The following is a 25,091-nucleotide window of genomic DNA, read 5'->3' as shown; positions in this document are numbered from 1 at the left end:
TTCGATATTTGAAAAAAAACGATCTACTCCTTCCTTATCTCCTTACTTCATTCCCAATCCCCCTTTTACTTCTGCATAGCAATGCTATAATTTAGAAGCAACATCCCATTCACTATAGCAATCATTATTGAAAGAATAGAGGTTAAAAGTATGGATACAAAGTTATTAGCAGAAATAAAAAAGGTACTGTTCACGTTTCCAGAGTATTGGGAAGAAGAAGGTTTGAAGAAATCAAAGGTAATAGAGGATCTTCGGCATTACCGCCCTGACTTAATGAAAGCCCTGTTTGCCAACATGGAAATTAAAGATGCCTATTCTCTTCAAATAGAGGACGGATTGATCTTCAAGGCGGATGAATTTGTGTCAATGTTGCGCTCCAAGAATTATTGGGAAAACAGCTACACCCGGTTCAGCAACGAAATCGGGCTATCGAGCGAAGGTAAATATTTACGGTACGATTCCGATGTCGTTTTGGATTTTCCATACAAGGATTGCATCCTTGAAGGGGGCATGACAAAAGAGGATGTCGGGAAGAAAGAAGTCTACTATCATAATGTGTTGGCTCGAGAAGAAATCGACGTCATGCTGTCGCCGAAAGTGCTGACAAACTTGAAGAAATTCGATGAACAAGGCGAGCATGAAATCACTGGGATTGACGAGAAAGACAACTTAATTATCAAAGGGAACAACCTTATTGCTTTGCATACCTTGAAAGAGCGTTATGCCGGGATGGTCAAGGCGGTATTCATTGATCCACCTTATTATTTCATTGATCAAAAACCTGCTGATACTTTTGCTTATAACTCGAATTTCAAACTTTCCTCTTGGCTGGTTTTCATGAGAAATAGATTAGAAGTAGCAAAAGAACTTATGGATGAAAAAGGAATAATTTATATCACAATCTCTTCCGAAGGTGCTCATTATTTGAAGGTCCTAACAGACAGCATATTCGGCATCGAAAACTTCATTGCAGATATTACATGGCAATCGAGAAAATCCGTATCTAGTGATGGACTCATCTCTGTATCTAGCAACCATGTATTAACATATGCTAAGAACAAAAATCAGATCAACAAGAATGAATTTAGATTATTTTTAGACGTTGATAGTTTTGATTTGGATGACAACGACGGTAGAGGTAAATATAAAATTGAACCTTTCGATGCGCCTAACGTGAGAAAAAATCTTCAATACCCTATTGAAAACCCAAATACAGGAGAAGTCTATTCTCCCCCTGAAGGTAGGTGTTGGAGAACTACTCAAGCCGATTATAAAACATTTCTGGCCGACAAAAGAATACGGTTTGGTGTTAAAGGTCTGACCAAACCACAATTGAAAGTCTACTTGACGGATGCGCAGGATCAAAACAAAGGGAAAGCCGCTACAACTCTTTGGAAAGATGTTCATGCCGACTCTATTGTCTGGCATGAAACAAGCACAACAACCGATGGAACGAAGCATCAACAAAAGTTATTCGACAAAGTCGTGTTCGATAACCCTAAGCCAGAAGATTTAGTAAGCAGAGCGATCCAACTAGCGACTGACGAAAATGATATAGTATTGGATTTCTTCATGGGTTCTGCCACTACACTAGCAGCTTCAATGAAGATGAATCGACAATTTATCGGAATTGAGCAAATGGACTATATCGAAAGTGTCTCAATTCCTCGCTTGCAAAAAGTGATTGAGGGGGAACAAGGCGGAATCTCCAAAGATGTCAATTGGAAAGGCGGCGGCAGTTTTATCTATGCTGAATTACAGGAATTGAATATGCAATATGTCTGTCTTATTGAGAAAGCCGATGATGATATGGAATTGAACCTTGTGATGGAACAGTTGAATGAATCCGCCTATCTGAATTTCAAAGCGGACATGGGCAAAATCACAAATGAGAACAACGGCTTTGCTGAATTATCTCTCGATGAAAAGAAACGTCTATTGATTGAAGTGTTAGACGCAAACCAACTCTATCTGAACTATTCCGAGATTGACGACTCTAAATTCAACGTACCGGAGAACGTTAAGGCATTCAATCAATCTTTCTATGAAAAGGATGGTGAAGAAGAGTGAGCCGTGAGATCCTCCACGCCCAGATAGAAGATGAATTCAGCAAGATATTCGTATCGCCGCCGGACATTCCGCAATATGTGCCGGACAACCTAAACCATGAATTGCGTCCTTATCAAGAACAGGCGTTGCGTCATTTTATGTTCACGCAGCAATCGGACAAGGCGGACATCGCGTTCAACCATCAACTGTTTCATATGGCAACCGGTTCTGGTAAGACGCTTGTTCTTGCTGCCTGCATTCTGAATCTGTACAAGGAGCATGGATACCGGAATTTCCTATTCTTTGCCGACAGTGATGCCATCGTCAAGAAAACAAAGGACAACCTTACGAACAGCGCATCCCAAAAATATCTATTTAACCCATCTGGAATTGTCCTTGAAGGAGAAGCTGTCCGCATTCAAACAGTGGACGTGTTCCCGTACCAACCGGCGCCAAACACAATCTATCTGCAAGTGACAAGCATCCAGAAGTTACATGGAGAACTCGCAGAACCTAAAGAGAACGGACTGACATATGAGACACTTGAAGACTTGAATATCGTCATGCTCGCGGATGAGGCTCACCACTATTTTGCTGAGACTAGGCGTAATCAAAAAAAGGTTACCAAGCAGGAAGCTGAAACCCGTTCATGGGAGAAGACCATCGAGAAATTGCTCTCCCTAAATTCAAAGAACCGGCTTTTGGGATTCAGTGCGACCTTCAATCTTGATAACGAATTATTGTTTGAGAAACTCCAGAATCGGATTGTCTACCAATATGACTTGATGCGGTTCATGGAATCAGGATACTCGAAAAATGTCATATTGCTGCAAGCGAACGAGGATGACGAGCAGAAGATGCTCAATGCAGTCCTCCTTAGCCAGTACCGTAAATACATTGCGAAGGATCATGGGATTGACCTGAAACCAATCATTCTGTTCAAGTCAAACACGATTGCAAAATCGCTTGAAACTAACCGGATATTTACCGATATGATTGAGAATTTGACAATGCCAAATCTAGAGATAACGATCGACAAAGGAGTAGGCATATACGGCGACACAAAAAGCATCTGGGGAAAAATGTTTAACTATTATAAAGGGATTAATCTTGTAACCCTCATCCGTGATCTACAATGGGACTTTGCAGATGAAACGATTTTGAATGCGAACGATTCAAAGTTTCTTTCAGAGGAAAACACCCTGCTACTGAATACGCTTGAAGAACAGGATAATCCTATCCGTACTATATTTGCGGTAGCTAAACTCAATGAGGGTTGGGATGTTCTGAACCTATTCGATATTGTACGAATCAGTGAAGGCACTAGCGGTACTCGGAGTACAACGGACAGCGAAGCCCAACTAATAGGACGGGGAGCACGGTACAATCCGTTCATCTATGAAGGAAAAAAATCATACCAACGCCGGTTCGACACGGAGGACAGCGACCTAAAAGCAATAGAGATGCTACACTACCACACTATAAACGAGAATGCATACATCCAGAATCTAAACAAGTCTCTAGAAGCCGCGAAAATCCAAATCAAAGAGGACGGCAGCACCCGTCTCGATGCGAAAATCAAGACGAAGTTCAAAAGAACTGATCTATATCAAACCGGAAAAGTCTATATCAATCGCGTCATTCCGACGACACCGGACGAATATCAGGCATTCAAGGATTACAATGTGTCATCAGATTTCGAAATGGATTATGAAACGACTGTAGAAAAGCAATACGGAGCACAAAGCGAGACGGTGGAATCCCACACGCATGCAGTGGAAATGAAGGCGGATCGGAGGCTCTTGCAGAAGGCGATTCAGCGTAATCCCTTCTATCATTTTGCCAATTTGAAAGAGTATGTCCCTAGCATTTCAAGCATCGATGAATTCATCGTCAGCGAAAATTTCCTCGGTGGCTTAAAAATAACGCTAATTGTCCCGATTGGACTAACCGCAGATGATTTAACACCGGTGGAAAAATTGAATGCTATAGAGAAGTTCCTGCTACAAGCTTCAAGCAGAATCCGTTTGAACTATATGAAGATGAAAGGTACACCGGTCTTCTACGGTGTGCGTTTCGCCGAACTCATCAAGGATTACTACGTGGAAGTCAATCAGGTGCGGGGCAATACGATGCACGAAGTCGTTCGGGAACGGACCATGCGGGATCACGATTGGTACATTTATGATAAGGCAATTGTCAACGGGCTTGAACGGGACATGATTGATTTTCTGAACAACTATATGGAAACCTTGCGGGAAAAATACAAAGAAGTTTACCTCATCCGAAACGAGCGCAAAGTTAAGGTAACCGAGATTGGCGGCGTTCGGGGCTTCATGCCTGACTTCCTTCTGTATTTAAAAGACGAGGAGTTCACCTATCAAGTGTTTTTGGAACCGAAGAACAGCAAGTTACATGAAGCAGATCAATGGAAGGAAGACTTCCTTTTGTCATTATCTACTCGGGACGATATTGAAGTATTGAGCGAGAATAAGAATGTCCGTCTTCTTGGCATCAAGTTCTATTCAGAAAACAGCACAAAACGAAGTGAGTTCAAAGTGGATTTCAAGGAAAAATTATTGGATGCAGCCGTAGAATAACAGTTCAAATTCTCATGAGTATGGAAGATCCTTGTTGGGTAACAGTTTCTAAAGAGATTCTGAATTCAATGAGTAGCTGGTACTCCTTACACTGAGCGCCGCTATAGATATATTTAGCGCTTATAAGAGCAAATAAATAGTATTCATTTATTTGCACAATGCGAACCAATGAAGTTATCCTTTTCAAGCCAAGAAAGTAATGTATATAAAGTAGCTATTCCTAAAGTTGGTGGGAGTAGCTACTTTATCTTTTTCTAATATGTCTCTTGCATTTCAATTGGAGTATAGTCCGCCATGATTCAGTGAAAAATCATTACACCATAAATAAGCTCACTACCGAAATGTTTCATCAATCCATTAACCCTTTTGCATCTATGTCTAGTCCTTCATCCTCACTAAGTTTCATGACATAGTCGCTTACAAGCTTTAATTGTTCAACCGACATACTGTCTATGGATTGAAACAAGTCCTCCCTATTCACATTTACCACACTATCCTCTTCACAATCATCAATATAACATTTCATTAGCTCTTCATGTGAATACGACACATAGTCTGGACTGTTCTTCTCTATATCGTGTAACCTAAAAATCTCTATTTCATGTGCAGTTGGTATATTCTCTGGTTGATTCAAATTTCTCAAGTACGTTTTTAAAGCCACCCATCTCTTTTCCGATACCGTTACTTCAAATACTTCATTGAATTCTTTCCTATTCATAATCATTTCGTTCACTTTTTTGAATCCTGCTCTCAGCTCATCGATGTTTGCATATCTGTAAAATTCACCATTCGCATACCTTTGCCTAATAGCTTCAATTTCGCCATCTGTCGGGACTTCGGTAGGTATTGCTTTCACCTTAAGATACCTTGCAACATCAGCCCATTCGCTTTCAGGAATAGTATCAACCACTCTGTATAAATCTTCTACGTTCATGCTATACTCCCCCTCATTTCAGATATGTCACCTCTTCGCTGAGTTCTTCATTCATTAGTTCTTGCTAAGTTTTTCTATAGCCTTCCCGTTAACCTTTACTGCCTTTTTGTAGATTGCTTGAATCTTGTCTTTTCTTTCAGCTTTTTTAGATGCTAATGCTGCTTTCATACCTTCCTTATCCTTCTTAGACATGAACAGACCTCCTGTAATGGCTTATTTCTTCTACTATACCCTTTTGTTATCTTCCTAGCCTTAACTTCGTCAAAACGATCCTAGCGACCTTAAACCGTTTCTGCTGCGCTAGCTATTCATCCCATTGTAATTCATCAATATTTTTTTTTGAACAGTGGCTGAGTCCCACTTCATTCAAACTATGACTTGTAACTGGAATATCCCTAAATTCATTCGAACTAATAAAAAAAGAGCTTCCATATCATTAATGGTTGCTCTTCATACTAATAATCAATATTTATAGTTCTGTAAAACCGTTAACTTTTGACTTGTTTTTTCAAAGTATTTTTCTGAAATAAGTTTGACATCTTCAGGCCTTAAATGGTCCAAAGTATCATCTATAACTTTAATAAAGTGCACGATATCTTTTTTACCATATAGCTCTTTATCAAGAACAGATTGTTTAAACGTCAAAGTATTAATAACTACTTTTCGTTCCCCATTCACCACTAAAAATTGTTCTTCTTCGGAAGCTGCGTCAAATTCAAAACTACATAAGCTCGACATTTCTGCTTGTCCTATTCCCGTTACTTTTAAAGTGTCTAAACACCAAGACATAATATTTACCCCCTATTAAATTTGCATGTAGATAAACTGATAATAATATGCTTACCAAATATTATATAACCCCCCTTAATTAATATCAATAGTATTCATAATAAAAAAGTAATATTAATAGTATATAGATGTTTTTTCACTCCTCTATATTGTTGACTTATGAGGTGATGGTAATGGAGGATATCGTTAAGGTCGTAGGTGAAAGAATTCGGAGTTTCCGCAAGGAACGTGGATTAAGTCAAGAAGAGTTAGCACATCAAGCATCCTTACACAACACATACATTGGTCAACTAGAACGTGGGGAGAAAAACGCAACGATTGAGAGCCTATTAAAAATTACTAATGCACTGGGGATTACATTAGAAGAGTTGTTTAGCAATACCCAAACTGGTCCGAAAACAAATAGCTTGGAAATGACTCAAATTATCACGTTACTAGAAAACAGATCCCTGAAGGACCAACGCACGATTCTTGGGTTACTCGATCTACTTATCGATTGGAAAGGCAATGATTGATTAATCATCATCCAGTTATACTTAAAAAGCTGTGTGAACTCACATTTAGAGTAAACACAGCTTTTGTTCCGCTGTACTATAACGATGGATTAAGTAAATATAGGCGGCGACAGAATACGATTCTTCGATAAAGGCCACGGTTTAAGCCATGAAGGACCGGAACTAACTTATCGCGTTACATTGCTAAACACATACATTGGCCAACTTGTACGTCGAGGGAAGAACTCTACCATAAAAAGTCTTGCTAAAGTCTTTGCAGCATTGGATCCTAACATTAACTGAACTTTTTAGAGATAAGACACGCACGCCAAGATTACTTAGCCTTAAATTAAAGTAAGTGGTACATCTATTGAATCGACGTTCCTAAAGACCCGACAAGCTACTTTGAAGCTACGTAATCCATAATAGTACAAAGTTACCCATTAACTTTTGCAAGGCGGAGAGGCTCTTTTGATGCGTATGGATGCGTCGTCAAACACTAGAACGCACCACACCTCTAGGGTTTGCGCTCCTGAGAGAATGAGGCCAGGCTAAATACAAGAAAAGTTTATAGTATTTGACACCGCCACATAACATAAGAAACCAATCACGGAATACCACGGCAAATGAAGTCGTATATAAAAAAAGCTACAGCACATTGTTTGTAACTGTAGCCACGTCGTCATATTTTATTAGATATTATAGCCAACAACAGAGTATGAACAACCTAGTGGTTCCTGCTGCGTGATATAGTGTAGCATCAAACGATTTTCTTTCGTTCGTAGCTATTCCCACTCCGTCCACTGCATATGTATTGTATGTATCTAAAACATCACCATTCTCATTCCTCAATGATATTTTTACATCCACATAATAATAATCTACATCACCAATGTTTTTCACATAACCTTGTACATCCACATAGTTCACCATCTATTATGCATTTTGTATCCTCAACCTTCACATTATCAGTTACCTGAAATCGTTTAAATTGAGGTTCATTATATTGCGAAGCTTTATATGACGGTTGAATATAGTTTGTATATAAATAATAGCTGCCCACCAATAAAAACGTAGTTGGAAGTTAATTGTATATTAACAACGAAAAGCTGTAGCTACGTATAAAACGAACCACAGCTTTTTCATGTCAATTTATAATATCAGTAGTTGAGGCGGCTTCCAAAAACCCTCTGTGGCAATATCTAACACCCTCCAACACCTGAGTGTTAGTCTCATAACACCGTTCCGATTTTCTAGCTACTTAACTGAGATATGTTTGTCCGCTTAATCACGGAATTTGCAAATCTCAGGAGACCAAACGTTTTCACTAATGTAAGTGCATTAATTAGCACTTACACACAAGAGGGTTACTTGTAGCTGTTGCATTGCTAAATCTACAACATGCACCATACTATCCTAAAAGAAAGTGAAGCTAAGCATTTTCTCACCAGACACACAACTTTAATTACTACTCTTTCTGGATTGTAAGCTTTTAGTTATTCCCTTCCTCCCCCTATTTTGCAAAGCAAAATAGTATAACAGGTAAATAATATATTCTTGTATATAACTGTATTTAATAGTAGCCAATTGATAGCTATTACTGGTCTATATATTAGACGTTTGAACAATATAAAAGCCCTGATAGTCTATTTTATAGATCATCAGGGCTTTTATATAGTCCGTTATTTTGAGTGATTACTTTATAGTTAATTGACAATTCTCATAGATTTCATCAATTTCATCCTGTATAGCACTATATGCTTTGAATATTTCATCACTATAATTACATTCTGATTTTCCATCAAATATCTTATTTATCAATTCATTAATAGTAACAATTGATTTCGCATGATATTTTTCTTCTTTTACAAACAGCATAGTAGCATCTATGAAAAGCTTTTTTCCAAGTGAATAATCAGTTTCCGGATCATCGATTAACATTTCAGACCAACTAAAAAGCATTTTTTTACGATAATGATGGACCCATTCACTTAGTATTATATAAGGGTTTTCTGAGGCGCCATTTATTACATAGATGTTTCGTCTATCAAAATCAACCGCCTTCCTTATAAAACCTTTTTTCGATAAGGAACTTATCGCTTTTTTCACAGTACTTAATCCAAGAGTGGTATTAACTCTTATATGTGATTCAGTTACTTTACACACGCCATCCGGGTGGGCTTTAGTAGTGCTTGCCCAAGAAATTAATTCATAAAGCACCTCCTTCTCAGTTGAAGAAAGAAAATGGCATCTCCTTATTATTTCAGGAACGATAGTAAATGTGCCACTATGCTCATTAGGTACGAAAATCTTCTCACCCTGTTTACTATATCCCTTCTCTACTATAGCCCTAAATGGTTTATTGATTAAGTCATCTAAAAATTGTTTCATTTTTCTCACCCTTCATTGATTTTATGTTCCATCGTTCTGGACATATTCTTTATACGCCTTATTTGCTAGTTAGTTAAAAAGAATCCGCACCACCTTTCACGAAAAAATTCCCGTAGGTATCACGTAACACCCGCCCAATGGCGCCTCAACAGTTGAATTTATAGGCACCGGGGGGGTAATTAAAATATTCCTGACAAACCCTTGATTTTTATTCGTGATGTGCGTAATGCGGTATTGACAAGTTATAACGTAATGAATTCGTGTTCAAAGGTTATAGTTTTGATAGCAGCCCGTTTATTATTTACTTTTCTATTTTATGGCGGTTATAAACCGTCCTTTCCCTTTCCCTTTCCCTTTCGCTAGCCATACCCTCTCCCTATTTAGCAGAGTTAAAGACTCTTTATCACTTACCTCATTTCTCCCATTCATGTGTAAACATAGTTATCCAAGAACAGTAAGAAAGCAGCTATTAACGAGACCTGTTAACAACTGCTTATTGAGGTTGTATTCATTTATTTTTGATGCGGAATTTCTATATGCACGCTATTTCGAGCGCTTTTCATGTCATAACGGGGCAGTTTGTTAAATAAATACATCCGTAAAGTGATTTAACTCCCCTCCCCCGTCCTCGTATAACTCTACATATGCAATTAAAAACATTGCGGGGATCAAACGAAGAGGAGCAATTACAGATGAATGTAGAGTTAACGAACACAGATATAGAGGACATTGTGATGAGGGCCGTTCAGAAGGCGTTACTAGCTGCACAGCATCAATTTATGGATAGCGGATGGCTTTCCTTAAAGGACGGTGCAAAGCACGCTGGCGTCTCGTACAACACGTTTATCAGGTTCCGTGTGATGGGCCTACAAGTGTGTGAAATAGAAGGGATAAAGCGTGTATCACGTAAAGAGATTGACCGTTTTTTACAAGATCATAGCTTTTAGTCATTATGTATGAGGATTTACCTTGGGATTCGGTTATAATATCCCTAGAGGTAAATCCTCTCTTTAATCATTTGCCCCCGCAACTGATTCAGGAGGAATTATCTTGGTAAAGAAAAAAGCATCACCCATCAAAAGCTACAAGCTTAAAAACGGTGATTTACGATATGAGTTCCCTGCTTATTTAGGGGTTGATCCGTTAACTGGGAAACAGAAGCGCACAACGAAACGTGGCTTTAAAACACTCAAGGAAGCGAAACTAGCATTAGCTCGTATTCAGCTAGATGTGGCAAATGGTACGTACCAACAGGAACGCCCTGAAACGTATCAAGAGGTTTACGACTTGTGGGTCACGCAATATGAAAAGACTGTTGAGGAAAGCTCATTTGTAAAAACAACAGGCCTTTTTAGAAATCATATACTGCCATCAATGGGTACTTATAAAATTGAAAAGATCCATGTGGATATTTGTCAGAAGCATGTGGATGAGTGGGCGGCGAAGTTAAAGAGGTTTCACATGGTAAAAGCGTATGCTGCGAAGGTATTAAACTTTGCGATTAAGCGTGGCTATATACAAACCAATCCTTTTACACACGTTGATATGCCTACCTCCGCCTCCAAGAAGGCTACTGCAACGGATGAAGATGAAGCCGAGAACTTCTACACACGTGAGCAGCTGATCAAGTTCCTATCATGCCTAGAACAAGAAAGTAACTACAAGGCATATACCCTATTCCGTTTGTTAGCGTTCAGCGGTATGCGTAAAGGTGAAGCATTAGCACTTACATGGAAGGACCTAAACTTCACAACAAACGAGCTACGCATCAACAAGGCCCTTTCACGAGGTAAGGATAACAAGCTATATGTGAAATCTACGAAAACAGGGGTAGCCCGTACAATTAAAATGGACGACAACACAATGGCTATTTTAAAAGTGTGGAAGAAGAAGCAGAAGCAAGATTATCTAGTGCTAGGCTTTAATACGTTGCAACCAAAGCAGCTGATCTTTAGCAATGAACTAAACGAGCATATGCAGCCTACAAAAACCCGTAAGTGGATACTGCATGTCCAGGACAAATACGAGCTAGGAACAATCACAACGCACGGTTTGCGCCATACGCATTGTTCATTGTTATTTGAGGCGGGTGCCAGTTTAAAGGAAGTGCAAGATCGTTTAGGACATACTGATATACAAACGACGATGAACATCTACACACATGTTACGCAGCAGGCAAAAGAAGAAGCAATACTGAAGTTTGCTAACTATATTGAGATGTAGATTTACTGACTACGTTTTGACTACGCTTTTGACTACGTTCGATTGATATTCAATGACATCATATGAAACAAGGCAAAAGAAAAAACCCTTGATATACAAGGGTTTTGACGATGTTTGAAACCATATGATTTCTCGATATGGAAGCGGCGGGAGTCGAACCCGCGTCCAAAGGCCCTAACACTTAAGCATCTACGCGTGTAGATTGACTATTAGTTTCGCGTATCACTAGCCGGCAATCAAGGCGTCATGTACGCTATTCTGCGAATCTCTTCCGTCTGCCTCAGAAGGCAACAGCCGTCGTATCCCACTTAGAGTGAGCCTTGCAATGCCACATGGGCGATGGAACTACAAGGCAGATTCAACAGCTTACGCTGCGAATGCTAGGTTGTTGTTTGTTTTGCCTGTTATTATAAGGTGTCGTTTCTGACGGAGCCGAACCCTCCGACGCGCAACTCAAGCTCAGACTACCCCTGTCGAATCCGTAACGCCCCCGTTATGAGGAGGTCAGGATAACCTATTGAAAGGTTTCTGAACTGTATTACTGTCCCTATCATAGCGCATTTTCACTAAATAATCAATCCCGTTGCTTATCCTTCAAGACACGAGCCATCTCACGCTTGGCTTCCTTCTTCTTAAGATCCTGACGTTTATCGTAATCTTTCTTCCCTTTACCAACGCCAATCAATACTTTTGCGAAGCCGTCTTTCAAATACATCTTCAGTGGCACGATCGAAACACCTTGCTGTTTTGTTTCGCCATATAGTGTGGCAATTTGTTTTTTATGCAGCAACAATTTTCTCGAACGCAATGGGTCATGGTTGAACTGATTCCCATGATCATACGGACTGATATGCATATTGGAAATCCAAGCCTCATTATTACGAATTCGCACGAATGCGTCTCGTAGCTGGACCTTCCCGTTACGGATGGACTTGATTTCTGTTCCTTGTAACACAATACCTGCTTCAATCGTTTCTTCAATCGCAAAGTCATGATTTGCTTTTTTATTAACCGCAACAACTTTCCCTTGGCCTTTTGCCATCTTTTCCACCCCTTAATCAAATACCATCCTATATAGGTCGAAGTAGTAATTCCTATGTACGAACTAGCGATGGCGCCTAACTGGGGTCGCCGGAGTGATAAGACTAATAGTGGTTTTCTATTAGGCTTATCACGGGAGGCATCCCCAAGCGTCGCAGCGTTATTCAGTGAAATCACTCATTCAACTTCTATAGTATCACTTTTTCTTTTTAGCTCTATTTTTAGGTTTACCCGATCCTTTTTTCGCTACGCTTTCATAAAACTTCTTCTTTTTATTATACGTACCTGATTTCTTATTATCTTTCAACTTGTCAGCAGACTTTGTGCCATTGCTGCCACCACCGCCGCCTTTTTTCTGTGCATGGATCACTTTTGGTGTCTCTCTACGCGCACGATGGAAGGATTGCTTCATACCAACAATTTCAAAGTCGATAGCGGATTCTTCCGGTTTCACAGCAGCCACCTTGACAGTTACTTCATCACCAAGACGGAACTGTTTGCCCGTGTGCTCACCAATCATCATCATTTGTCGATCATCAAAGCGATAATAGTCATCCGTCATATAACTGACATGGACAAGTCCTTCAATCGTGTTGTCCAATTCTACAAATAGCCCAAAGTTCGTAACCGAAGCAATAACGCCTTCGAATTCTTCCCCGATTTTATCGAGCATGAACTGTGCCTTCTTCAAGGACTCCGTATCACGCTCTGCTTCAACTGCACGACGTTCACGTCCAGATGTATGATCCGCGATGTCAGGCAATTTGCCGCCCCACTCTGCAACCGTTTTTGGTGAAACATCTTTTTCGATCAAATACGTGCGGATTAAGCGATGGACAATCAAGTCCGGATAACGACGGATTGGCGCTGTGAAATGCGTGTAAAATTCCGTAGACAATCCAAAGTGACCTAGACTTTCGTCAAGATACTTCGCCTGTTGCATAGAACGTAGCAACATCGTTGAAATAACCGTCTCTTCCGGCAATCCGGCAATCGATTCAACAATCTCCTGCAATGCGCGTGGATGGACTTTGTTGCCCGTTCCTTTCACGACCACACCGAAATTCGTTAAGAACTCAAAGAATCGCTGTAATTTCTCAGCTTTCGGGTCTTCGTGAATTCGATAAATGAATGGCAATTGTAGCCAGTGGAAATGCTCTGCAATCGTTTCATTGGCCGCAAGCATGAATTCCTCGATGAGTCGCTCTGAAACGGTACGTTCCATAATGACAACGTCTGTCGGCCATCCTTTGTCATCCACAAGAATTTTCGATTCCTTGAAATCGAAATCGATAGCACCGCGATCTACTCGCTTCTGTTTCAAAATAGCGGCAAGGTCCGCCATATCATTGATCATCGGCACGACATGTGCATATCTCTCACACAGTTCTTCGTCTTTTTCTTCGATAATTTTATAGACCTCTGTATAGGTCATCCGTTCTTTCGAGCGAATCACACTTTCGAAGATTTCATGGTCGGTTACTTTCCCGTTTCGGTCAATTGTCATCGTACATGACAATGTCAATCGGTCCACACCCGGGTTCAACGAACAAATACCGTTCGATAATTTATGTGGCAACATTGGAATCACGCGGTCTGTTAAATAAACGCTCGTTCCACGGTCAAAGGCATTTTCATCCATTGGTGAGTTTTCCGTCACATAATAACTGACGTCTGAAATATGGACGGACAGCAAATACGATCCATCTTCATTTTTCACAACTGAAATCGCATCATCCAAGTCTTTCGCATCCGCGCCGTCAATGGTGATCGTTAACTCTTCCCTCAAGTCATGCCGTTTGAACAAATCTTTCTCTTGCACTTCATCGGAAATATTCTGCGTCTGTTGTAGCACGTCTGCAGGGAAGTCCACTTCAATTCCGTGCTTATGAATGATGGAAATGATGTCTACCCCAGGATCATTTTTATGTCCTAGAATCTGTGTCACCATACCTGTCATAGACTTCAAATCACTTGGCCAATCGGTAATTTCAACGACCACTTTATGGCCATCTACCGCGTCGAGTGCGTCGCCTTTGGCAATAAAAATATCCATCGGTAACTTTTTACTATCAGGAATGACAAAGCCAAATCCTTTATTGTGCTGATAGGTACCAACCACTTTTGTCGTTTTACGTTCTACGACTCGACTAATCGTTCCTTCACGTCGATCACCCGATGTACCATTTGTGACACGCACAAGAACGATATCCCCGTCCATTGCTCCATTCACTTCATGCGGCGGGATGAAAATATCATCCATTCCTTCCGTTTCCGGTGCAACGAAGCCAAACCCTTTGGCATGCCCGATAAATTTCCCGCGGACAAGGTTCATACGCTCCGGTACGCCGTAGCGGTTTGTTCTTGAACGGATAATTAGCCCTTTTTGTTCAAGATGAACGAGCATTTTAACAAGCTCCTTGAATTCTGCAGCTTGCTCAAACCCCATCAACTCTTGGATTTCCTGTACTGTGAGCGGCTTATATGACTCATCTTTCATAAGTGACAGTAATTTTTGTTGCATCTCTTGATCAAACATCTCTGAATTACCGTATTTATCCAAAAAACCTCAACTCCTTCATTCCTCTAGCATTATCATTTGTCTTATTGTTCACACATGCCAATCAAGCGATTCAAGAAATTCGTAAATATCTTCATGCAGTTGGCCTTTTTCCGGTCCTAGTGTCACGACATGCCCTGATTGCTCATACCATTTCAACTGTTTGTCATCCGATTCCGCGTTGTTATAAATAATATGTGCAGAATCTGGATCGATGACATCATCAAGTGTACCTTGCACAACAAGTAGCGGCGCATAGATATGATCGACATGCTCACGTACATCTCCAATGAGGGTACGTAAATCAGCAAGGGATGGCATGGCTTGTTGTTGTAACGCTTCCATATCTTTTTCAATTTGTTGCTCATCTTTGCCTTCATATTTCTTGTACTCCCGCGCATACGCCAGGACACCCTCATACATCAAATCCGTCGTTTTCATCATCATTGGTGCACACATAGTTACAATACCCTTCACAGGCATGTTATACCCTAATTTAAGCGAAAATACGCCACCTAACGATAATCCCGCCACCGCGATTTCATCGTAGCCCGCTTCCTTCAATTGATTATACCCCGCGAGGACGTCTTGCCACCACTCTGTAGGTCCTGTTTGTATCAATTCCTCTGGCGGCACACCATGTCCTTTGTAATGGGGCGCAAGTGAAGTATAGCCTTTCTTCTCTAAAAAGCGCCCGAGCATCCGAACATCCGCTGAAGTGCCCGTGAATCCATGAAGCAGCAAAACTGCCCGTTTCCCTGTTTCAATAAAAAATGGTTTAGGTTGTGAAATTCTCATAGCAAAAAAATCCTTTCTATAAAAAACGCCCGACCAGTCTGAAGGTCAGGCGTTTGTAAGTATCAAGTTAAAATTTCATAATTAATATCGATAAAACAAATAGTAAGATCGCCAACGTCAAGGTTACACGTTGAAGAACAAGATCAATACCACGTGCTTTTTGTTTCCCGAAAAGTTGCTCAGCTCCACCAGAGATGGCTCCTGAAAGACCTGCACTTTTTCCCGATTGTAATAAAACCACTACGATTAACGCAAGTGCGACGATTACAAGTAACACCATCAATACTTCATGCATATTGTTCCACCTCCTGATTAAAACTGCAACTAGTTTTATTTTACCAAAGACAGGCTATTGTTACAACCTTTTGTTGAAACTTTCTTACAAATAAATAAGAGAATACAGAATAATCATAACACATTTCCATTCCAAGTACTGGTTATTTTTTGCAAACAAGCAGCCCTTACGTATTCCATAGTTTCATTGATTTCATTTTTCTCCAGCCATAAAGTCCTGATAGCCCATAACACATGTGTTGATCAATCAAAAGCAACCATTCATTAACATAGTCATGTACTAGGCGCTACGAGTATGTTATTTGTGGATAGTCAAAGTAATGAAAGCACTAAACACAAAATAAAAGAGCTTTAATTAACATCACTTGCATTTGAAATGACGGATACTTATGATAGTCTGCGTCTTTCAAAATTCATTATCTAAATCTATTTATGTAAGTTTATTAGGAGGTTTATCCATTGAAAGTAGATACTTTGAATGTGAATTATATAATTGACGGAAAAATTACAGTTATACCAACAAAAATGTTTTACGAGCAATTAGATGAAGACGAACTTCAAAATATTGGCTTTGAAGTCAAAGTGAATAATCACCAAATACAATCTAAGTTATCCAGCTCTATTGAATATGCAGTAAAGTATTTACAGAAAGAACTTCCTGACAACATCGGTATCGCTTGTTGTCAATCTTGCCGACACGGTAATTTCAACCCATTCGGTGATTTAGAAAATGAGATATTTTGCTTAAAAGATAAGACTCTTCTCAATCGGGATGATGCGGTTAAAACCTTCTCCAAGCGGGATAAATCTTTTGGTACAAGAAGTAGAAAACTTCTTGATTTTTGTAAAGATTATAAACCTATATCTGAGAATGAAAAATACACTTACAATGATTGGGGTTTAGAAGAATTATCTTAATCCAAATCATAAAAATTAGGGAACCATTTGGGTATCCCTAATTTTATGATAGCTATCAACATTAAAATTTAACACAGCCTAAATTTAAGAATCCTCTCCTTCTACAAGCCATCACATGATTAGATTAAAGTAATCACGAAAATCATTATACAACGTACCAAAGTGCCCGAAATTGTATCTTCGGGCACTACAACCTTTATAGAAAGTCATCTATTCTCTACTTTACAAGTAACGGCATTTCTCACTGACTAATTGTAGGGACGCGACAGGTAATGAATCACAATAAGAGAATTAAAAAGAGTAGCTAGGAATGACAAAGTCATTCCTAGCTACTCTTTCCTTCAATTCCTTACACTATCGCGAATCACTTACCGAAAGCGGACCAAAAATCGTCCAGTGAAAGACTTATCCCACTCCCCCCATCTATACAAGCACGACCAGCTTCATAGACCCATCAAAAAAAATCCCACCGAAGTGGGATTTTCAACAGCTTACTTTTTCAAGTTATAAAACGTTTTAGCGCCTAAATATACAGCTGTGTCATCAAGCTGATCTTCAATACGAAGGAGTTGGTTGTATTTCGCAACACGATCCGTACGTGAAGGTGCACCTGTTTTAATCTGTCCAGCGTTTGTAGCAACAGCAATATCAGCAATCGTTGTATCTTCTGATTCACCAGAACGGTGAGAGATAACAGCTGTATAGCCAGCACGTTTCGCCATTTCGATTGCATCAAACGTTTCCGTCAATGTACCGATTTGGTTCACTTTAATAAGAATCGAGTTACTGATGCCTTCTTCAATTCCGCGTGCCAACTTCTCAGTGTTCGTTACGAACAAGTCATCTCCAACAAGTTGAACTGTTTTGCCAAGGCGTTCAGTCAACAATTTGTGACCTGCCCAGTCGTTCTCGTCCAACCCATCTTCGATAGAAACGATTGGGTATTTATCGCACATTTCAGCATACCAATCAACCATTTCAGCAGATGTCTTCACAATGCCTTCACCTGAAAGATTGTATGTGCCATCTTCTTTATTGAAAATTTCAGATGCTGCAACGTCCATAGCGAGAAGAACTTCTTCACCTGGCTTGTAGCCTGCTTTTTCAATTGCTTCCATGATTGTAGATAATGCTTCTTCGTTGGAAGCTAGGTTCGGAGCAAATCCGCCTTCATCCCCAACAGCCGTATTCAAGCCTTTAGACTGCAATACTGCTTTCAAGCTATGGAAAATTTCAGCACCCATGCGAAGACCGTGGCGGAATGATTCTGCGCCAACTGGCATAACCATGAATTCCTGAATATCAACGTTGTTATCCGCGTGCTCTCCGCCATTCAGAATGTTCATCATTGGAACTGGCAATTGTTTCGCATTGACGCCGCCAAGGTATTGGTACAATGGAATATCGAGGTAGTCTGCTGCCGCGCGTGCAACAGCCATGGATACGCCAAGAATTGCGTTAGCGCCCAATTTCCCTTTATTCGGTGTACCATCAAGTTCGATTAACGCTTTGTCAATTGTCACTTGGTCCAAAACAGAATACATTTCTTCTAGTTCGTCAGCGATCACATCATTGACATGCTCAACTGCTTTTAGAACGCCTTTGCCGAGGTAACGATTTTTGTCGCCATCACGTAGTTCTACAGCTTCATATTCACCCGTTGATGCACCAGATGGAACGATTGCTCGACCAAATGCACCGCTTTCTGTAAATACTTCAACCTCAACCGTTGGATTTCCTCGTGAATCAAGTACTTCTCTAGCTTGGACAATTGTGATAACTGGCATGTCAGTCTCCCCTTTTTAAAATAATGGTGTGCCGGTCATTTCTGCCGGTTGTTCAAGTCCCAACAATTTTAGCATTGTTGGCGCAAGGTCTGCGAGTATACCGCCTTCACGCAGTTCAATATCAGACTTTGTCACAATAACTGGTACCGGATTCGTGGTATGCGCAGTCATTGGTCCTCCGTCTTGGGTTGTCACTTCATCAGCATTGCCATGGTCAGCTGTGACAATAGCCGCCCCCCCTTTAGCATGAAGGGCATCGATGATTTTGCCAAGGCAAAGATCTACCGTTTCAATCGCCTTAATGGTCGGTTCTAGCATTCCACTATGCCCAACCATATCCGGGTTCGCAAAGTTCAGGATGATGGCATCAAAACGATCCGCTTCAATACCTGCAATCAGTGCTTCCGTTACTTCAAATGCACTCATTTCCGGCTTTAAGTCGTAGGTTGCGACTTTTGGAGAAGCGATTAAAATGCGCTCTTCCCCTTCAAATGTCTCTTCCCTGCCGCCACTCATGAAGAACGTGACATGTGGATATTTCTCTGTTTCTGCAATGCGCAGTTGCGTCAGTCCGTTATGCGCAATCACTTCACCTAGCGTGTTCTCTAAGTTTTGACTACTAAAGACGACATCTGCAACGACTTCGTCACTGTAATGCGTGAATGTCACAAACTTCAAGTCTGTGAACTTTTTCTCGCCTCGATCAAAACCATCAAACGCCGCATCCGTAAACGTACGTGACAACTGAATCGCACGGTCAGGACGGAAGTTAAAGAATACAACTGCATCTCCATCTTCCACTGTTGCGACCGGCTTGCCAAGTTCTTCGATGACAAATGGTACAACGAACTCATCATGCTCGCCGCGTTCATACGATGCGAGCACACCTGCTGTAGGTGTTACCGCTGTTCGTGCAGTCCCATCGACAATTGCATGATAGGCTTTCTCCACACGCTCCCAACGCTTATCCCGGTCCATCGCATAATAGCGTCCTGAAATACTCGCAAACTTTCCAACGCCCAGTTCCTGCATGACGTTTTCCGTTTTTTCGATGTAAGCAAGAGCCGTTTGCGGTCCGACATCACGTCCGTCCAAAAACGCATGAACGAACACTTTGTCGAGTCCATTTATTTTTGCAAGACGCAGTAACGCGAACAAATGCTCATAATGGCTATGTACTCCGCCGTCAGACATCAGCCCCATGAGATGAAGTGCCGTACCGTTTTGCTTGGCATGGGCTATCGCGCCTAACAGTGCTTCATTATCAAAGAAATCTGCTTCTCTAATGGATTTGTTAATGCGCGTCAAACTTTGGTAGACAATACGTCCTGCACCGATATTAAGATGACCCACTTCTGAGTTCCCCATCTGGCCATCTGGAAGCCCTACCGCTTCGCCACACGCCGTTAATGTCGAGTGTGGGAAGTTATTCCATAGTAGATCGTAATTCGGCTTATTTGACAGCGCAACCGCGTTGCCAAGTGTTTCATCCCGAAGACCGAAGCCGTCCAGAATGATAAGCGCTATCGGACTTTTACTCATGAGCCCCAGCCTCGACCAATTTCAAGAATGATGCCGGTTCTAAACTCGCTCCACCGACTAGTGCTCCGTCGATATGTTCCATAGAAAGAAGTTCTTCGATATTATCTGGTTTCACGCTGCCGCCGTACTGAATGCGGATGCTTGCTGCAACTGTTTCACTATACAGCTCGCTCACAGTCGCGCGGATTGCTCCACAAACTTCATTCGCATCTTGTGCAGTTGCTGTTTTACCCGTACCGATTGCCCAGATTGGCTCATATGCGATAACCGCTTGTTCCGCTTGTGCCGCACTGATGCCTTCAAATGCTTTTGTCACTTGTGCTGCCACTAGCTCAACCGTTTGGCCTGCTTCGCGCTCTTCAAGTGTTTCACCCACACAAACAAGTGGTGTCAGGTTGTATTCGAATGCTGCATGGACTTTGCGATTCACGGACTCGTCTGTTTCATTGAAGTATTGACGACGCTCTGAGTGACCTAGAACGACATAGCCAACATCAATGCCAACTAGCATCGCTGGGCTGACTTCCCCTGTAAACGCGCCTTCTTTTACATCGTGCATCGTTTGTGCGCCGATGCCGAGGGCAGAACCTTTTGTTAGCTGTGCCAACTCTGATAGGTATAGAGATGGCGGACAAATAACGGCTTCCACGTTATCCGAAACCGGAACCTTGCCTTTTACTTCCTCAACAAAGCTTCGTGCTTCCTCAACAGTTTTGTACATTTTCCAGTTACCCGCAATAATTCGTTTACGCAAATCGATTCCCCCTACTCAGTTATCGTTTAGTGCAGAAACACCCGGTAGATCCTTGCCCTCCATAAATTCAAGAGAAGCACCTCCACCAGTCGAAATATGGTCCATTTTATCGGCAACGCCAAACTTTTCAACAGCTGCTGCTGAATCGCCGCCGCCAATGACTGTATAACCTGTCGTTGTAGCCATTGCTTGTGCAACACGCTTCGTGCCACCTGCAAACGGCTCCAGTTCAAACACACCCATTGGGCCGTTCCAAATGATTAATTTCGATTCTTCAATTACTTTTGCATACAATGCAGCCGTTTCAGTCCCAATATCGAGACCTTCCCAATCTGAAGGAATGGCATCATTTTTCACGACTTTCGTATTTGCATCTTTCGAAAAATCGTCTGCAACAACAACATCTATTGGCAAATACAAATTAACGTCATTATCTTTTGCCTTTTGAATAAATGATTTTGCTAAATCAATTTTATCTTCTTCAAGCAAAGACTTGCCAATTTCGTAGCCTTGCGCTTTCAAAAATGTGTAAGCCAAGCCGCCGCCAATAATCAAGTTGTCCACTTTATCGAGCAAATGATTGATGACACCGATTTTGTCTTTTACTTTTGCTCCGCCGATAATCGCAGTGAATGGACGTTCTGGAGTCGACAACGCTTTTCCAAGAACATCTAATTCTTTTTCAATTAACAGACCGGATACTGCAGGTATGTAGTTTGCGATACCAGCAGTTGAGGCATGCGCACGGTGCGCAGCACCAAATGCATCATTAACAAATAGGTCTGCAAGATTGGCAAAACTTTTTGCTAGGTCAGCATCATTCTTTTCTTCCCCTGCGTGGAATCGAACATTTTCAAGAAGAACGATATCGCCATTGTTCATCGAAGCAATCGCTTGTTCCACTTCTTGTCCAATCGAAGAATCTAATTTGACAACTGGTTTGCCAATCAGCTCAGCCAATTTCTCGCCAGCTACAGTCAATCGCATGTCTTCGTTCACTTCACCGTTTGGACGTCCTAGGTGACTGGCAAGAATAACTTTTGCTCCTTGTTCAATCATGTATTCAATTGTTGGGATAGCCGCTCGGATTCGTGTATCATCCGTTACTTGTCCATTTTCCATTGGTACATTGAAATCTACGCGGCAAAATACGCGTTGTCCTTCAAGCTGTAGATCTTTCATCGTCTTTTTTGACTTCATGAAACATGGCCACCTCCAAATGTATTTACCTCAAAAAAAGGAGGAACGGGGTAATCCCCCGCTCCTCTTACCCAACTTTATTATAAGCGGTATTTATTTTATTGGCTATATTTAACTGAATTCGGCTAAATTAAAGTCCTTTGCTGTGCATGTAAAGAGCAAGGTCGATACAACGTGCAGAATAACCTGATTCGTTGTCATACCAAGAAATAACTTTTACCATGTTATTTGCAAGAACCATTGTTGACAAGCCATCGATCGTTGAAGATGCTGTGTTGCCGTTATAGTCTCTTGAAACAAGTGGTAATTCATTGTAAACAAGAACGCCAGCTAGTTCATTTTCAGATGCTTCTTTAAGAGCAGCATTTACCTCTTCTACTGTTACGTCTTTTTGAAGATCAGCAACAAAGTCAACTAGTGAAACGTTTGGTGTTGGTACGCGAACTGCCATACCATCCAATTTACCTGCCAATGCTGGAATAACTTTTGTTACTGCAGATGCAGCACCAGTAGTTGTTGGAATCATGTTTTCAGCAGCTGCACGCGCACGACGGTAGTCGCTGTGTGGCAAGTCTAGAATGCGTTGGTCATTTGTATAAGAGTGAACAGTTGTCATCATACCGCGCTCGATACCAAACTTATCGTTCAATACTTTTACAATTGGTGCAAGACAGTTTGTCGTACATGATGCATTCGATACGATTGTGTCATTTGCAGCATCATATGATTCATGGTTAACACCCATAACAAGCATTGGAATATCGCCTTTTGCTGGAGCTGACAAGATAACACGTTTCGCGCCCGCTTCAATGTGCTTGTTAAGTCCTTCGCGGTCTGTGAATACGCCTGTTGAATCGATAACAACATCTATGCCAAGCTCTCCCCATGGAAGATCTGCAGGGTTTCTTTCAGCGTATACTTTAATATTTTTACCGTTTACAACGAGGCTATTGCCTTCAGCACTGATTTCTGCAGCGTTAACACCGTGTACAGAGTCATATTTCAGAAGATGAGCAAGCATTGCTGCATCCGTTAGATCGTTGATTGCAACGATTTCAATTTCCTCTTGTTGTAAAGCCTCACGGAATACTTTACGTCCAATTCGTCCAAATCCGTTAATAGCAAGTTTCAATGTCATATCAATAACCTCCGAGTAGTTTTTTATATTTTTTCAATCCATTATCCACATTTACTTATTCCCTAAAATTCTAACTGTAACCCTACAATTATTTTTCGATGATCAACCTTAGCATTTCATTTGCCGCGCCTTCGTCCGTCACTAAAATCGTTTGTTTCGGTGCGCTCGCCATATAGGCCATGATTGCTTCCGCTTTGCTACCGCCGCCCGCGACCGAGATAATGAGCGGAATTCGCTCCAAATGGCCTGTTTGAATCCCAACCGTACGGATTCTGTGGACGACATGGCCGTCTTTATCGAAATAATAACCGAATGCTTCACCAACGGCTCCACTATTTCGGAGCAACAACTGTTCCTCTTCCGAAGAATTACGAAAAGCTGCCATCTTTTGCGCGTTACCAATTCCATGCATCACACAATCGGTCGTTTCGTAAAGCTTCAACATTTTGACAACAGATGGTTCATTGCGGAACGCTTTTTGTGCTTCTTCACTCAATGTCTCGGGGTAATAAAATGTATTGTACATTCCCCCACACGCCTCTGCGAAAGAAGCCGCGATCACATTCGCTTGTAAGCCAATATCGTCTCCGACACCGCCTCTAGCGGCGATAAACAACTGATCCGTTGTGTCGCTAAACTTTTCGATATGGGAAGGTATCGACGCAATTGTACTTCCACCAGTGACAGCAACAACTTTGCCATCCCCAATGTTCGTACTAAATTGTTTGGCTGCTTCCATGCCCAACAAACTTTTCGCCGTAGCGTTACCATCCATATCGCAATTACCCGCTACCACTTTGACGGCACGAATACCGAAAAACTCCGTTAGCTTCTTGGCAATCGATGCACGACCTGACCAGTCTTCCATAGCGGATTCTAGCGATTGCAACACCGAACTGCCTTCTGGTGTAATCGATGTACCTTCTTTTGCCACATGAATCAAATCCTGTGCCCGAAGAATATCCATCATTGTTCGTGTTTCCCGCTCTGACAGACCAGCGATCTGACCGAGTGGACGCCTTCCGATTGGGCCTGACATTTTGATAAGCTTCAACATCCGGTATCTTTGCTGCATCAGTTCCATCATTTCAGGCACAAGTTTTCTTTGCGCTTCTATCATAAAGTCCAATTGTCCCCCTTCAGTCTACAAGGACACCGAACGTCCCATCAAAATGAAAAATGTCCCACGTAAAGCAAAAAAATATTTCTTTCTCAATTATCATATACCTTCTTCTTGAACTTTTCAACAAAAAGAACCTATTTTCAGAATAAATCAATGATATCTACATAGCCAATCGCGCCATACAGCAAGGCCTGACCGTCTTTTTCAATGACAGGAATCATCAACATATATTTTTCATGACTGACATCATCCGTTTCAATATCAATCTCTGTCCACGTCAGCGGAAAATCCTCTTGCACCAATTTCATCATCAACTTGGCTTCCTCACAAAGATGGCAACCCGGTTTTGTATAGAACGTAACATGCATGCCAAACACCTCATTCCATCCATGGTCATTTTAGTTTTAGTATATATGAAAAAGGAATGGCATGCACAAGTTGTCGCTTGCACATACC

The 25,091-nt window shown here is 41.3% G+C and carries 22 protein-coding genes, 1 other RNA gene and 1 pseudogene; 7 read left to right on the top strand and 17 right to left on the bottom strand.

Annotation, left to right across the window (positions count from 1 at the left end; translation table 11 throughout):
* Positions 1-150 precede the first annotated feature (150 nt).
* Both ACIQ0H_RS14435 and ACIQ0H_RS14430 read left to right on the top strand, forming a co-directional pair.
* Complete coding sequence (locus ACIQ0H_RS14435; protein ID WP_403415985.1) at positions 151-2,070, top strand: DNA methyltransferase; 1,920 nt, start codon at positions 151-153, stop codon at positions 2,068-2,070.
* Positions 2,067-4,649 (top strand): DEAD/DEAH box helicase family protein, encoded by a 2,583-nt coding sequence (locus tag ACIQ0H_RS14430; RefSeq protein WP_403415983.1) that lies wholly within the window; start codon positions 2,067-2,069, stop codon positions 4,647-4,649. Before ACIQ0H_RS14435 ends, ACIQ0H_RS14430 begins: the two co-directional genes overlap by 4 nt.
* Before the next feature lie 349 nt (positions 4,650-4,998).
* Here the strand turns inward: ACIQ0H_RS14430 and ACIQ0H_RS14425 are convergent, their stop codons facing one another.
* From ACIQ0H_RS14425 to ACIQ0H_RS14415, 3 genes are all read right to left on the bottom strand, one after another.
* Positions 4,999-5,583, bottom strand: a complete 585-nt coding sequence (locus ACIQ0H_RS14425; protein ID WP_403415980.1) for a hypothetical protein — start codon at positions 5,581-5,583, stop codon at positions 4,999-5,001.
* A 54-nt stretch (positions 5,584-5,637) separates the two neighbouring features.
* The gene (locus ACIQ0H_RS14420) at positions 5,638-5,775 is read right to left on the bottom strand and encodes a hypothetical protein (RefSeq protein ID WP_403415977.1); all 138 of its coding nucleotides are present in this window, start codon (positions 5,773-5,775) and stop codon (positions 5,638-5,640) included.
* A 270-nt stretch (positions 5,776-6,045) separates the two neighbouring features.
* On the bottom strand, positions 6,046-6,372 hold the full coding sequence (locus ACIQ0H_RS14415; RefSeq protein WP_403415975.1) for a hypothetical protein: 327 nt from the start codon (positions 6,370-6,372) through the stop codon (positions 6,046-6,048).
* Positions 6,373-6,545: 173 nt separating this feature from the next.
* Between ACIQ0H_RS14415 and ACIQ0H_RS14410 the strand changes: the two genes are divergently transcribed.
* Entirely contained in the window at positions 6,546-6,887 is a 342-nt protein-coding gene (locus ACIQ0H_RS14410) for a helix-turn-helix domain-containing protein (RefSeq protein WP_342514616.1), read from the top strand.
* 678 nt (positions 6,888-7,565) lie between these two features.
* On the opposite strand, the gene ACIQ0H_RS14405 is transcribed toward ACIQ0H_RS14410, so the two are convergent.
* Both ACIQ0H_RS14405 and ACIQ0H_RS14400 read right to left on the bottom strand, forming a co-directional pair.
* A complete protein-coding gene (locus ACIQ0H_RS14405) occupies positions 7,566-7,799 on the bottom strand; it encodes an FxLYD domain-containing protein (RefSeq protein ID WP_403415973.1) in 234 nt (77 codons plus the stop codon).
* Positions 7,800-8,561: 762 nt separating this feature from the next.
* Positions 8,562-9,257, bottom strand: coding sequence for a hypothetical protein (locus ACIQ0H_RS14400; RefSeq protein ID WP_403415971.1), 696 nt, complete (start codon positions 9,255-9,257; stop codon positions 8,562-8,564).
* Between the two features lie 644 nt (positions 9,258-9,901).
* Between ACIQ0H_RS14400 and ACIQ0H_RS14395 the strand changes: the two genes are divergently transcribed.
* Together ACIQ0H_RS14395 and ACIQ0H_RS14390 are read left to right on the top strand one after the other, a co-directional pair.
* Complete coding sequence (locus ACIQ0H_RS14395) at positions 9,902-10,204, top strand: DNA-binding protein (protein WP_403415968.1); 303 nt, start codon at positions 9,902-9,904, stop codon at positions 10,202-10,204.
* A 103-nt stretch (positions 10,205-10,307) separates the two neighbouring features.
* A complete protein-coding gene (locus ACIQ0H_RS14390; RefSeq protein WP_403415965.1) occupies positions 10,308-11,480 on the top strand; it encodes a site-specific integrase in 1,173 nt (390 codons plus the stop codon).
* A 135-nt stretch (positions 11,481-11,615) separates the two neighbouring features.
* Here ACIQ0H_RS14390 and ssrA read toward each other — a convergent pair.
* The 5 genes from ssrA to secG form a co-directional block, all read right to left on the bottom strand.
* Positions 11,616-11,972: a transfer-messenger RNA gene (ssrA, locus tag ACIQ0H_RS14385) on the bottom strand.
* Between the two features lie 82 nt (positions 11,973-12,054).
* Positions 12,055-12,522, bottom strand: coding sequence for an SsrA-binding protein SmpB (gene smpB, locus ACIQ0H_RS14380; protein ID WP_403415962.1), 468 nt, complete (start codon positions 12,520-12,522; stop codon positions 12,055-12,057).
* A gap of 195 nt (positions 12,523-12,717) precedes the next feature.
* Positions 12,718-15,060: a ribonuclease R gene (gene rnr, locus ACIQ0H_RS14375; protein WP_403416531.1), complete on the bottom strand. Its 2,343-nt coding sequence runs from the start codon at positions 15,058-15,060 to the stop codon at positions 12,718-12,720.
* Between the two features lie 72 nt (positions 15,061-15,132).
* Positions 15,133-15,879: an alpha/beta hydrolase gene (locus ACIQ0H_RS14370; RefSeq protein WP_403415960.1), complete on the bottom strand. Its 747-nt coding sequence runs from the start codon at positions 15,877-15,879 to the stop codon at positions 15,133-15,135.
* Between the two features lie 67 nt (positions 15,880-15,946).
* Positions 15,947-16,174 carry a preprotein translocase subunit SecG gene (gene secG, locus ACIQ0H_RS14365; RefSeq protein ID WP_403415957.1) on the bottom strand — a complete coding sequence of 76 codons (228 nt, stop codon included), beginning with the start codon at positions 16,172-16,174 and terminating at the stop codon, positions 15,947-15,949.
* A 297-nt stretch (positions 16,175-16,471) separates the two neighbouring features.
* Here secG and ACIQ0H_RS14360 point away from each other — a divergent pair.
* Positions 16,472-16,597: pseudogene (locus ACIQ0H_RS14360) on the top strand (IS1595 family transposase); the annotation flags it as partial.
* A 35-nt stretch (positions 16,598-16,632) separates the two neighbouring features.
* The gene (locus ACIQ0H_RS14355; RefSeq protein ID WP_403415955.1) at positions 16,633-17,091 is read left to right on the top strand and encodes a hypothetical protein; all 459 of its coding nucleotides are present in this window, start codon (positions 16,633-16,635) and stop codon (positions 17,089-17,091) included.
* Positions 17,092-17,582: 491 nt separating this feature from the next.
* Here the strand turns inward: ACIQ0H_RS14355 and eno are convergent, their stop codons facing one another.
* The 7 genes from eno to ACIQ0H_RS14320 form a co-directional block, all read right to left on the bottom strand.
* The gene (eno, locus tag ACIQ0H_RS14350; protein WP_403415953.1) at positions 17,583-18,878 is read right to left on the bottom strand and encodes a phosphopyruvate hydratase; all 1,296 of its coding nucleotides are present in this window, start codon (positions 18,876-18,878) and stop codon (positions 17,583-17,585) included.
* Between the two features lie 15 nt (positions 18,879-18,893).
* Positions 18,894-20,420: a 2,3-bisphosphoglycerate-independent phosphoglycerate mutase gene (gene gpmI, locus ACIQ0H_RS14345; RefSeq protein ID WP_403415951.1), complete on the bottom strand. Its 1,527-nt coding sequence runs from the start codon at positions 20,418-20,420 to the stop codon at positions 18,894-18,896.
* Positions 20,413-21,174: a triose-phosphate isomerase gene (gene tpiA, locus ACIQ0H_RS14340; RefSeq protein WP_403415948.1), complete on the bottom strand. Its 762-nt coding sequence runs from the start codon at positions 21,172-21,174 to the stop codon at positions 20,413-20,415. Before tpiA ends, gpmI begins: the two co-directional genes overlap by 8 nt.
* Positions 21,175-21,189: 15 nt before the next feature.
* Entirely contained in the window at positions 21,190-22,374 is a 1,185-nt protein-coding gene (locus ACIQ0H_RS14335) for a phosphoglycerate kinase (protein ID WP_403415946.1), read from the bottom strand.
* A 130-nt stretch (positions 22,375-22,504) separates the two neighbouring features.
* A complete protein-coding gene (gene gap, locus ACIQ0H_RS14330; protein ID WP_403415944.1) occupies positions 22,505-23,512 on the bottom strand; it encodes a type I glyceraldehyde-3-phosphate dehydrogenase in 1,008 nt (335 codons plus the stop codon).
* An 88-nt stretch (positions 23,513-23,600) separates the two neighbouring features.
* Positions 23,601-24,632: a sugar-binding transcriptional regulator gene (locus tag ACIQ0H_RS14325; RefSeq protein ID WP_403416528.1), complete on the bottom strand. Its 1,032-nt coding sequence runs from the start codon at positions 24,630-24,632 to the stop codon at positions 23,601-23,603.
* A 143-nt stretch (positions 24,633-24,775) separates the two neighbouring features.
* Positions 24,776-25,003 (bottom strand): glutaredoxin family protein, encoded by a 228-nt coding sequence (locus tag ACIQ0H_RS14320; protein WP_403415942.1) that lies wholly within the window; start codon positions 25,001-25,003, stop codon positions 24,776-24,778.
* Positions 25,004-25,091: the final 88 nt, after the last annotated feature.

The organism is Sporosarcina sp. NPDC096371 (assembly GCF_044762865.1).
Taxonomy (GTDB): Bacteria; Bacillota; Bacilli; order Bacillales_A; family Planococcaceae; genus Sporosarcina.
The sequence above is the reverse complement of the archived record's forward strand: the minus strand, read 5'-3'. Positions and strand labels throughout refer to the sequence as shown.

Coding starts and splice junctions, on each gene's coding strand:
- ACIQ0H_RS14435 (WP_403415985.1), top strand. CDS start 151: ATGGATACAAAGTTATTAGCAGAAATAAAAAAGGTACTGTTCACGTTT.
- ACIQ0H_RS14425 (WP_403415980.1), bottom strand. CDS start 5,583: ATGAACGTAGAAGATTTATACAGAGTGGTTGATACTATTCCTGAAAGC.
- ACIQ0H_RS14420 (WP_403415977.1), bottom strand. CDS start 5,775: ATGTCTAAGAAGGATAAGGAAGGTATGAAAGCAGCATTAGCATCTAAA.
- ACIQ0H_RS14415 (WP_403415975.1), bottom strand. CDS start 6,372: ATGTCTTGGTGTTTAGACACTTTAAAAGTAACGGGAATAGGACAAGCA.
- ACIQ0H_RS14410 (WP_342514616.1), top strand. CDS start 6,546: ATGGAGGATATCGTTAAGGTCGTAGGTGAAAGAATTCGGAGTTTCCGC.
- ACIQ0H_RS14405 (WP_403415973.1), bottom strand. CDS start 7,799: ATGGTGAACTATGTGGATGTACAAGGTTATGTGAAAAACATTGGTGAT.
- ACIQ0H_RS14400 (WP_403415971.1), bottom strand. CDS start 9,257: ATGAAACAATTTTTAGATGACTTAATCAATAAACCATTTAGGGCTATA.
- ACIQ0H_RS14395 (WP_403415968.1), top strand. CDS start 9,902: ATGCAATTAAAAACATTGCGGGGATCAAACGAAGAGGAGCAATTACAG.
- smpB (WP_403415962.1), bottom strand. CDS start 12,522: ATGGCAAAAGGCCAAGGGAAAGTTGTTGCGGTTAATAAAAAAGCAAAT.
- rnr (WP_403416531.1), bottom strand. CDS start 15,060: ATGTTTGATCAAGAGATGCAACAAAAATTACTGTCACTTATGAAAGAT.
- ACIQ0H_RS14370 (WP_403415960.1), bottom strand. CDS start 15,879: ATGAGAATTTCACAACCTAAACCATTTTTTATTGAAACAGGGAAACGG.
- secG (WP_403415957.1), bottom strand. CDS start 16,174: ATGCATGAAGTATTGATGGTGTTACTTGTAATCGTCGCACTTGCGTTA.
- eno (WP_403415953.1), bottom strand. CDS start 18,878: ATGCCAGTTATCACAATTGTCCAAGCTAGAGAAGTACTTGATTCACGA.
- gpmI (WP_403415951.1), bottom strand. CDS start 20,420: ATGAGTAAAAGTCCGATAGCGCTTATCATTCTGGACGGCTTCGGTCTT.
- ACIQ0H_RS14335 (WP_403415946.1), bottom strand. CDS start 22,374: ATGAAGTCAAAAAAGACGATGAAAGATCTACAGCTTGAAGGACAACGC.
- gap (WP_403415944.1), bottom strand. CDS start 23,512: ATGACATTGAAACTTGCTATTAACGGATTTGGACGAATTGGACGTAAA.
- ACIQ0H_RS14325 (WP_403416528.1), bottom strand. CDS start 24,632: ATGATAGAAGCGCAAAGAAAACTTGTGCCTGAAATGATGGAACTGATG.
- ACIQ0H_RS14320 (WP_403415942.1), bottom strand. CDS start 25,003: ATGCATGTTACGTTCTATACAAAACCGGGTTGCCATCTTTGTGAGGAA.